We start from the raw sequence: 10,292 nt of genomic DNA on the forward strand, positions 1-10,292 counted from the left end.
GGGATAGAAAACGGGCAAACCATAAAGATTAAAGGCCATGGTGGTGCAGGAAGCAATGGTGCACCAGCGGGCGATTTGTACATTAAATTTGCTATCCCCGAAGATGCGGAGTTTAAACGTGTAGGCAATGATTTGTACCGCAACATAAGCCTTGACCTGTATACAGCCGTTTTAGGTGGCGAAATTACTGCTGATACCCTTACTGGCAAGGTGAAACTGAAAGTACAGCCGGGTACGCAACCCGGAACTAAAGTGAAGCTTAAAGGCAAAGGCCTGCCGGTATACAAAAAAGATAATCAATTTGGCGATCTATACCTTACCTATAATATACAAATACCCACAAACCTAAATCCAAAGCAGAAAGAGTTATTTGAAGAACTGGCTAAATCATAAACCTATGAGAACAGAAAATTTAATAACCGTGAAGGATTTTTGTGTGTACCATAATGTGGCATACACATTTGTTGAATACCTGGCTGATGCCGGGTTGGTTAAGGTAACTACTGTTAACAAAACCCACTGTATCCCAATTGATGAGATACAGAAGCTGGAACGCCTTGTGCGCTTGCACAGCCAGCTGGAAATTAATGAACCGGGCGTTGCAACCATAAATAATTTGCTGGAAAAATTAGAGGATATGGAGCAGGAAATGAGTGTTTTAAGGAGCAAATTAAGGCTTTACGAAAAGTAGTATTCCAAAAAGGAGTGAGGTTTTATTAAACCATGTTGCCGTTATGGTGTCATAGATACAAATGAAACAATAATTGTAACTAAATTCACTACTATGAAACTGATTAAAATTTCAATAATAGCATTAGTATTAACCTTGGGCGCGCAGTTTGCAAAAGCGCAGGTAAGTGTTGGGATAGGTGTAAATTTAGGCGCCCCTGTACGTGTTATTGAAAGACCGTATTATTATGATGATTACGACCGCGTGGTTTACTATGACCGCCCGGTACGCAGATATTATGCTCGCCCGGTTTATAGGGCACGTTATTATGAACGCCCGGTTTATCGCCGCCAGGTAGTTTATCGCGAACACTATCGCGGTCACGGCGGTGGGCATGGTAGAGGTCATGGTCATGGAAGACACTAATTTTAATATAAATATATATGAAGCCCTTCAGCAATGAGGGGCTTTTTTATGATAAACAGGGGGCTATCTACGCTACTATTTTTATTATGTTTGATGCGGATTGTAGCATCTTGATGAAATGAGTGTATCTGCAAAACTTGTACAGGCAGCATTTGTGATCCCGCCGCGGGTGCATTTGTTGGATATTACCGGCCCCGCTCATGTTTTTTATGAGGCGGCAGATTATGGGGCTCCCTTAAAGTTGCATTTCTGCAATATTCATGCTCAAGAACATTGCATTCAAAGTAGCAGTAGCCTGTTTTTATCTAATCTTATAAACTATAACGAACTTAACCTGCAACCCGGGGACGTAATATTTGTGCCCGGCCTGGAATCGTCTTTGTTAACTAATGATGGATTTTTAACCTCATCAAGAGCTTTCCAGTACTGGTTAAAAAAGCAATATGATAACGGTGTTAAAATATGCTCGGTATGTACCGGCGCTTTTTTACTGGCCGAAGCCGGGCTGCTTAACCATAAGGAATGTACCACACACTGGAAGTATACAGACCGCTTTCAGACCAGGTTCCCTCAAACTTTATTGAAAAGTAACCGCTTGTTTGTAAAGGCAGATAATATTTACACCAGCGCAGGTGTTTCGTCGGGTATCGACCTGGCATTATTCATGCTCGAAGAGTTGTTCGGTTCTGGCTTTGCCGCCAAAATTGCCAAAGAGATAGTGGTGTATATCCGCCGTACCGAATCAGACCCGCAAATAAGCGCGTTTATGCAATTTCGCAACCACATTGATCAGCGCATACATACAGTACAAGACTTGCTGTCACAATCGTTAGATAAGAAGTTGAGTATAACACAGCTTGCAGCAGAAGTGTTTATGAGCCCCCGGAACTTAACCCGTCTATTCAGAAAAACCACTCAAATAAGCATAGGCGATTATCTTAATAACCTTCGCCACGAACGTTCTGTTCAAATGATAGCCGATGGTTATACTATGCAGGCGGCAGCACAAAGTTGTGGCCTAAAAAGTACCAATCAGTTGCGCTCTATTATAAAAAAGCAGGTTTAATGATGGCCTGATATTGCGCTTAGTTGGCTGTAATAGTTTATGCGGGGTAGGTAGCTTTGCGCATAAACTAAATCATCATGAAAAAAATACTTTTACTAATTGTTATATGCTTACAGGTATGTGTTCTTATAAACCATGCATCGGCGCAGCCTAAAAGTAATTACTATTGCCCTCCCTGCGGCGATTGCGATAAAATAGCCTATAAAGCAGCCGGAAAATGTCCGCATTGTGGAATGACTCTGGTGAAACAAACCGCCGCAGAACATGATAAAAACACAAAACGGTATAAAGTGGCTTTTTACCTACAAGATGGCGTAGAAGTATTAGATTTTGCCGGCCCAATGGAAGTTTTCGCTTATGCCGGATTTGATATTTTTACCGTATCGGCAACTAAAGAACAGATCAAATCGCAAGGGATACTAAAAGTGACTCCCGATTATAGTATTGACGATGCCCCACATGCCGATATACTGGTGTTTTTTGGCGGTAACGCAGGCGTTGCTGCTAATAACCCTAAAGTAATAGACTGGGTGAAAAAACAGACAAATATTGATTACTACTTTTCTGTTTGTACCGGTGCATTTATATTGGGTAAAGCAGGTTTGTTAGATAATTTAACCGCAACTACCTTTCACCTGAGCATTGAGGATTTGAAAAGGGAAGTCCCTAAAGCTAAGGTTTTAAAAAATGTGCGTTATGTTGATAACGGTAAAGTAATAACCACTGCCGGTATATCTGCCGGTATTGATGGCGCCTTACACCTTGTAGAAAAAGTACGTGGTATTGAGGCCGCCAAACAAGTTGCCGCCTATATGGAATATGATAAATGGGTGCCGCAGCAAGGGTTAGTTATTGCCAAAAGCAAATAATATTCCTGCAACTATTTCTTTTCTAAAAAGCTGTTTAGCGCGTGCTGGGTAAATTCAGATAATACCAGCTCGCCGCTAATGGCAGCACGTTCGGTGAGTAGCTGGTCCCAGTCTTCGGTACCTTCCCATAGTATTTGTTTAAGGCCTACCAGCGCCTGGGGGTGGTAGGAGGCAAGCTTATGTGTAAGCGTATCCAAGGCTTCGTCCAGTAGCTTAACGTTGGCATACACCTCGTTATACAGCCCTTTCTCCATAGCCCATTGTGCCGACTGGAAATCGACCGCGCGAATAGTTAGCTGTGAAAAGGCCGGCAACCCTATCTTACGTATCACCGCGGGGGATATTACGAATGGGCCTATACCTATAGCCAGCTCACTCAGTTTAATTGATGCAGCTTCTGTTGCCAGGCAATAATCAGCACCGGCGGCAAGCCCTACGCCGCCACCCACAGCTTTGCCTTGTATGCGAGCTATTATGATCTTGGGCGATTTACGACAAGCGTTTATCACATTGGCAAAGCCCGAAAAAAATACCGCGCCCGCCTCTTTATCTTTAATCCGTAGTAGTTCATCAAAGCTGGCACCCGCACAAAACGTGCGTTCGCCGGCGCTCTGTAAAACAATAACTTTAGTTTGCGGGTCGTTGCCTGCTTCGTTTATTTTATCGGTAAGTGCTTGCAACAGGTGAGCAGGCAGTGAGTTTTGTGCAGGGTGATAAAAGCCAATGGTTGTAATGCCATCGGCACTGGTATTAATAACTACGTTTCCGTTAATGCTATCGGTCATAATTGAGCTGATGATGAATGCATGGCAATATCCGTAATTTAAATGAGCCTGCAAATTTTCAAAGTATTCAAATATGCATTGCTATACAAAGCATGCTGTAACCTTTCTAATAAGTTCCGCGTCACAAAACACAACCAATTAATAATCACAATCATGGAAAAGAAGTTATTCAACCTCTCTCTTATCCTTGCACCGTTATTTTATACATTATCCGGTTTCTTTTGGCTGGCAAACGGACGATATAATGTAACAGGTGGCACGCTTATAATTGTAGGGAGCGTTTTTTGGATAGTTGTATTTAATGGCTTGTTTGATGTGTTGAAAGTTAAAACACCTGTTTACAGCACTATCGGAAGGTTTTTAGCTATTTATGGCTGTGCTTGCGGTGGGGTAGCCTTTGGCCTGCAAGATGCATTTGCTGATATATTTGGTATATCACATAAAACTATGCTGGATGGTTTGGGTTCGCATGCCATATTTGCTAACCTTGTTTTTTGGATAGGAGGGCCGCTATTCCCTATAAGCGTGTTTGTGCTGGGTATTGTACTTGTACGTACAAAAGCCATAACGTTATGGGCTGGTGTGCTTTTTTCATTAGGGGGAATACTGTTCCCTGTATCGCGCATATTACGTATAGAGACTATTGCCCATATAGTTGATATGTTAATGCTGATACCAATGGTTTATATTACCTTCTGTGGAGTATCGAACAGTAATAAGAGAAAACCAAATTATGATCAGGCCAATAGTGGTATTTCGAAATAAAAGGTAGAGCCCTGGCCAGGTTCGCTTATAACACCGATGGTCCCATTATGGTTAGTGATGATCTCGTGCGAAATATATAAGCCCATGCCTAAACCACTTGTCATGTTCTTTTTATCCTCTACACGATAAAAACGCTCAAATATCCTGCTTTGCTGATCTTTGGATAAGCCTATACCATGGTCTGTAACAGATACCCTTACATTGTTGCCATATTTTGCAGCTGTTACAGATATGTTTTTGTTGGTTTGCGAATACTTTACCGCGTTGTTTAACAGGTTCATTAATACTTGTTCAAGGCGTTCGGTATTTCCTTTTACGATAAACGCATCAGCTATATGTTTTTCAAACTGATAGGATGGATAAACATGTTCGGCATTTTCAATACACTGATTTATCAGGTCGGTAATATTTACATCAGATAAAGCATACTCTAACCTGCCTGCTTTTATTTTACTCACATCAAGCAAATCGTTAATAAGGCTTTGCAGCTTATTTATAGATAAACTTGCCTTGCTTATATATTGCTTGATAATTGGGGGCAGTTCTTCTTTATTATATCCTGCAATTAGCTGCAGGTAGCCTTTTAAACTGGTTAATGGGGTTTTAAGCTCATGACTGGCAATACCAATAAACTCATCTTTACGATCCATCTCACGTTTCTGGTCTTCAATATCTGTAGCCGTACCTACCCAGAATATAATTTCGCCCTTATCGTTCTTTAGTGGTTTTGACCGGTTAAGGTGCCAGCGATAAACCCCATCGTACCTGCGGTACCTGTTTTCTACTTCAAACATTTCACCGGTTTTTAATGATCGTGTGTACTTTTCAGCTGTTTCTTTCAAATCATCCGGGTGTACCAGTTCTTTCCAGCCAAAACCGCCTGTGGTTTCAAAATCTTTACCCGTATAATCATACCAGCGCTGGTTATAAGAGTTTACATTACCATCGGGCAAATTGGTCCATGTCATTTGCACAATATTGTTTGTAAGCAGCTTAAAGTGCTCGCGGCTTATTACCAGGTCATGTGTGCGTTCTTTTACAGTAGCTTCTAACGAGCTATTTAGTTTCTGAGTATTAGCACGTGATTCTTCGAGTTGCGCATTACGCAGGTGTAACTGTTTTTCGGTTTCTTTTAATACGCTTAAATCTGTAATAATAATGCTAAGCGCTATACCGCTATCAAGCTCAATAGTGTTACAAGAGAACATGCAATGCATATCTTTGCCACCGCCATCTTTCAAAATAATTTCCTGCCTGCAATCTTCATCCCAACTGTTGTGTATCAACTGTTCCAATTTATCTTTTGAGGTATCGGGAACAAAAGAGGCAAGGGGCATTCCAATTGTTTTCTCCAATGGAGTATCAGCCATTTCGGCAAAGCGGGTATTACAATACAGAACTATGCCGTCGCGGTTTATGGTAACCGCTCCTTCACTCATTTTCTCAATAAATACACGGTAAGTTTGGTCGGCTGTTTTTAAGGTGTAGAGTTGGTGACCGGTTTTATCCTTTACAACCAGGGCATCAACCTGCCCGGTGCGTATAGCATTAATAGTTTCATGTGCTTCTTCAAGCTGAAACCGCAGTTCTTCTATTTCGCTTAAAAGTTCTTTATCTGAATTGGGTTGCTCCATAATTAACTGTTTGTGGAAAGGCCAAGTCCTTTTAAAACCCTCTTTGTATCGCTCATATCACCTATCATCCTTCTTTTAGGGTAGGGTGCTAATTTTATCATTAAAGGCACTGCTATTACATCTTCCCCGTGGGCAAGTTGTGGTTGCTGGTGAATATCTATTATTTGCAGATCGTAGTTACCTGGCAGATATTCCTCACAAATAGATTTTATATTTTCTACCGCACGGATAGAGTTAGGGGATGCCCCCGTAATAAACAAGCGTAATACATAAATCCCAGCCTCGGTATTTTCCTCATTGTATCCATCTAAAACCCCGCTTTCATCGGCCATAACTATTTATTTATACAATTAAGCGGGGCGAATGTTTAAACCAACCAATACCTTTTCCTCGTTAGATAGGTCTCCAATTATCTTACGGATAGGCTCGGGCACTTTCCTAACCAGCGTTGGTATAGCCAGTATCTGGTCACCCTCAGCCAGTTGTGGTTTTTCTAAAAGATCCACTACCTCAATGCGGTACTGGCCTTTTAAATGTTCTTCGCAGTATTTTTTAAGGTTGCTTAACGCGGTAACAGATTTTGGTGTTTTACCTGCTACATATAGCCTAAGCTCCCATTTTTTATCAATTCTTACCATTATTTTTTACGGGATGTTTTGGAGGTTTGCACATTTTCTTCCGTTTCGCCTCTTCTTATCTTGATCACTTCCTCACGGTTTTTTCTTAATATTTCTTTTTTAAGCTCTTCTTCCAGGTAAACTTTATTAAGTTCTTCCTCTACCGATTCAAACTCGGTATGCAGGCTGGCTATTTTAGCCTCGAGTACTTTGCGCTTGCGAATGATCTCCCTGTCTTTACGGGTAACCGCGCTGTTGCGTATAGCTTCGCCGGTTTGTTCCAGCAGCATTTGCTGTTCGCGGGCCGAGCCTGTAAGTATACCATCGGGACCCAGGTAAACATCTACCAGTTGGAGCCCGTTACCGGTTATTATAAATTCACGCACCTGGTTTGAGTGTTTCATTCCGCGCGATTTCATAACATATAAACCACGATTACGTTCGCCGTTAAACTCAATGTCGCGTACCAGTATCCAGGCATCTACCAATGATGATACCCCCTCGTCGGTCTGTTCATTCACAATAGTGTTTAATGATAACGCGGTGAACATTACAGAGATTTGCTCTTCCTGCAAAAAATCTATCATGCGCACCAGCATATTTTTTACCTCACTTACCGAGCCTATGTTAATGAAATTGGTGATCGGGTCAATAATCACCACACTTGGGCGGTATTTTTTGATACACTTATGCATAGCTACCAGGTGCATTTCTAACCCGTGTAAATTTGGCCTTGACGCGTTAAATATAAGCAAGCCACTATCAACATGTTTTTGCAGATCTATACCTATTGAACGGATATTACGGATAATCTGGTTTGGCGACTCTTCCATGGCAAAATAAATACACTTTTCTTTTCGGTTACAGGTTTCGTTGGCAAAAGATGCTGCCAAACTTGTTTTACCTGTACCTGCGGTGCCCGATACCAGCACACTGCCGCCGCGATACAGGCCCCGGCCGCCCAGCATATCATCCAAAGCTTTTACCCCGGTTGATATCCGCTCGGTAGAAACCGTATTGGCCATTTTTAATGAGGTTACTGGCAGTACCGATATGCCGTCCTCATCTATCAGGAATGGATATTCATTTGTGCCATGCACAGTACCACGATATTTAATAACGCGTAACCTACGGGTGGTTATCTGGTTAACTACCCGGTTATCAAGTAGTATTACACAATCAGATACATATTCTTCCAGGCCCTGGCGGGTTAACGCGCCTTCGCCGCGTTCGCCGGTAATAATGGCGGTTACACCTTTTTCCTTTAACCAGGTGAACAGCCTGCGCAGTTCGGCACGCAAAACTGCCTGGTTATTTAAACCTGAAAAAAGGTTTTCTAAGGTATCAAGCACTACACGTTTAGCGCCAATACTGTCAATAGCGTAACCCAAACGAATGAACAATCCTTCCAGGTCGTATTCGCCGGTTTCTTCTATTTCGCTGCGGTCAATATGTACATGGTCTATTTTTAATTTATTTTCGGCTTGTAGTTTCTTTAAGTCAAAGCCCAGCGATGCCACGTTTATAGCCAGCTCATCAGATTTTTCTTCAAAAGCTACAAAAACGCCGGGTTCATTATACTGTACGGCGCCGCGTACAATAAACTCAATCGACATAAGTGTTTTACCTGATCCGGCTTCGCCGCATATCAGGGATGGTCTACCGTATGGAAGCCCTCCGCCTGTAATTTCATCAAGCCCTGTTATGCCTGTTAAAGCCTTTGGTAATGTACCATATTGTACGGGCTCTTTATTTTTTTGAGACTTACTCATGTAATCTAATCGTTTTTCAATATTTCATAAAATATAATATCACCTTAACAAGCAAGTGTATTGCTTGGAGAAAGGTTTATTTATTCAATTACGTTGTAAGGTATCTTACAAATTATTTCGAGTTAACTACATGAAATTATAATTGTTTGGATTATAACATTTAATTTACGTTTTGCCCATAAACAATAACCTTGAAATAAATTAATTAACATTTATTTAAAACGGAATGAGGGTTATCTGCGATAATAAGAGACTAAAATTACCCGTTGCAGATACTAACCTATATTATTGATATAACAGATTAGCTATAATCAAACAGAAGGATTAATATTGTATTATTATCCGCAAGGCGCTCCCCCTGATTAATTTATTGCAGTATATTTATATTGTTTTTCTACCAAAGACATGGAAAGCGACATCTATCAAAATGCTTTGCAAAACGAAAACCTGTTTAAGACCATCATAGACGAGTCCCCCTCACCGGTTGGCTTATACGTTGGTCCTGATATTGTTATTACGTTAGTGAACGATGCCATACTAAAGGTATGGGATAAGGATATATCAATAATTGGTAAAACCTTTCGCCAGGCATTGCCCGAGTTAGAGGGCCAACCCTTTTTTGATATTTTAGACGAAGTATATGCAACAGGCATAGCTTATGAAGCATATGGCGAACGGGTTAACCTGTTAGTGAATGGGCAACTGCAACCTTTTTATTTCAATTTTACCTATAAGCCACTTAAGAATGATAATGGAGAAGTGTGGGGTATATTAAACACTGCCGATGACGTTACCGAATTGGTGCTTACCCGCCAAAAACTGGCGGAAAATGAGGAGCGGATACGTTTCGCGCTGGATTCGGCACAATTAGGCACCTGGGATATGAACCCAGCCACCGAAGTTGTTACCTGGGATGAACGTTGTAACCGCCTGCATGGCTTTGCAAAAGGCGAGTCAATGACTTATAAAGATGTGTTAAAGAATATCCACCCAAACGACCGTGAGATGGTGGAAGAAAAGGTTAAACAAACCCTTGATCCTAATGGTAATGGTATTTACGATTGCGAGTTTAGAACGATCAGTTCGGTAGATAAGCAATTAAGGTGGCTGCGCAGTAAGGGTAAAGCTTATTTTGATGATAAAGGGAATTGTATACGCTTTGCAGGTACAGCCCTTGATATTACCGCAACGATACGTGAAAAGGAAGAGAAGCGCAAACTCATAACCCTGATAGATAATACATATGATTTTATAAGCCTTTCGGATATTGATGGCAATGTTGGTTATGTAAATACTGTTGGCCGAAAAATGATTGGGTTAGATGATGTTGAAGCCCTGCCACATGACCTGGAATTTATTATGCCCGGCGAAATAAGTAAGTTAAAAGTTGTAAATAGATCGCTTGAAAAAACGGGGCGGTGGTCTGGCCAGCTTTTATATCGGCACTATAAAACCGGTGATGCTATTCCTGTTTACACAACATCTATATATACCTATGACCCAAGCGGCAAACCACAAGGCAAGGCAACCATTGCCCGCGATCTGCGTAACGAAATTGCCAGTAGGCAAGCGCTAATTGATAGTGAGCACTTACTACAAAATATAACCAGCGCTTCGCCAACAGCGCTTTGGATGTCTAACGACGAAGGGGTAATAATCTATGTCAACAAAACATGGACAGATTGGAC

12 protein-coding genes are annotated in these 10,292 nt (G+C 41.4%); 7 read left to right on the forward strand and 5 right to left on the reverse strand.

The window, feature by feature from the left end:
- The 5 genes from JWQ85_RS13590 to JWQ85_RS13610 all read left to right on the forward strand — a co-directional run.
- Positions 1-393, forward strand: a 393-nt coding sequence (locus JWQ85_RS13590) for a DnaJ C-terminal domain-containing protein (protein WP_299468828.1), incomplete at its 5' end; no start/stop codon positions are given.
- A 4-nt stretch (positions 394-397) separates the two neighbouring features.
- Positions 398-691, forward strand: a complete 294-nt coding sequence (locus JWQ85_RS13595) for a chaperone modulator CbpM (protein WP_299468830.1) — start codon at positions 398-400, stop codon at positions 689-691.
- 93 nt (positions 692-784) lie between these two features.
- Positions 785-1,096 carry a hypothetical protein gene (locus JWQ85_RS13600; protein ID WP_299468832.1) on the forward strand — a complete coding sequence of 104 codons (312 nt, stop codon included), beginning with the start codon at positions 785-787 and terminating at the stop codon, positions 1,094-1,096.
- Between the two features lie 118 nt (positions 1,097-1,214).
- Positions 1,215-2,162, forward strand: a complete 948-nt coding sequence (locus JWQ85_RS13605) for a GlxA family transcriptional regulator (RefSeq protein ID WP_299468834.1) — start codon at positions 1,215-1,217, stop codon at positions 2,160-2,162.
- A gap of 77 nt (positions 2,163-2,239) precedes the next feature.
- Positions 2,240-3,031 (forward strand): DJ-1/PfpI family protein, encoded by a 792-nt coding sequence (locus JWQ85_RS13610; protein ID WP_299468836.1) that lies wholly within the window; start codon positions 2,240-2,242, stop codon positions 3,029-3,031.
- 11 nt (positions 3,032-3,042) lie between these two features.
- Here JWQ85_RS13610 and JWQ85_RS13615 read toward each other — a convergent pair whose 3' ends face one another.
- Complete coding sequence (locus JWQ85_RS13615) at positions 3,043-3,816, reverse strand: enoyl-CoA hydratase/isomerase family protein (RefSeq protein WP_299468838.1); 774 nt, start codon at positions 3,814-3,816, stop codon at positions 3,043-3,045.
- Positions 3,817-3,969: 153 nt separating this feature from the next.
- Here JWQ85_RS13615 and JWQ85_RS13620 point away from each other — a divergent pair, with 153 nt between their 5' ends.
- On the forward strand, positions 3,970-4,581 hold the full coding sequence (locus JWQ85_RS13620) for a hypothetical protein (RefSeq protein WP_299468840.1): 612 nt from the start codon (positions 3,970-3,972) through the stop codon (positions 4,579-4,581).
- Here JWQ85_RS13620 and JWQ85_RS13625 read toward each other — a convergent pair.
- Genes JWQ85_RS13625 through kaiC form a run of 4 tightly spaced genes read right to left on the reverse strand, consistent with a single transcriptional unit; the run spans position 4,554 to position 8,604 of the window.
- Positions 4,554-6,215, reverse strand: a complete 1,662-nt coding sequence (locus tag JWQ85_RS13625) for an ATP-binding protein (RefSeq protein WP_299468841.1) — start codon at positions 6,213-6,215, stop codon at positions 4,554-4,556. The two genes, JWQ85_RS13620 and JWQ85_RS13625, sit on opposite strands and share 28 nt — an antisense overlap.
- A 2-nt stretch (positions 6,216-6,217) precedes the next feature.
- Entirely contained in the window at positions 6,218-6,547 is a 330-nt protein-coding gene (locus JWQ85_RS13630; protein WP_299468843.1) for a circadian clock KaiB family protein, read from the reverse strand.
- A gap of 18 nt (positions 6,548-6,565) precedes the next feature.
- Positions 6,566-6,853 (reverse strand): circadian clock KaiB family protein, encoded by a 288-nt coding sequence (locus JWQ85_RS13635; RefSeq protein WP_299468844.1) that lies wholly within the window; start codon positions 6,851-6,853, stop codon positions 6,566-6,568.
- The gene (kaiC, locus tag JWQ85_RS13640; RefSeq protein WP_299468846.1) at positions 6,853-8,604 is read right to left on the reverse strand and encodes a circadian clock protein KaiC; all 1,752 of its coding nucleotides are present in this window, start codon (positions 8,602-8,604) and stop codon (positions 6,853-6,855) included. Before kaiC ends, JWQ85_RS13635 begins: the two co-directional genes overlap by 1 nt.
- Positions 8,605-9,009: 405 nt before the next feature.
- On the opposite strand from kaiC, the gene JWQ85_RS13645 reads away from it, so the two are divergent.
- The coding region (locus tag JWQ85_RS13645; protein ID WP_299468848.1) for a PAS domain-containing protein at positions 9,010-10,292 on the forward strand (1,283 nt) is incomplete at its 3' end.

This window comes from Mucilaginibacter sp. (genome assembly GCF_028288105.1).
Taxonomy (GTDB): Bacteria; Bacteroidota; Bacteroidia; order Sphingobacteriales; family Sphingobacteriaceae; genus Mucilaginibacter.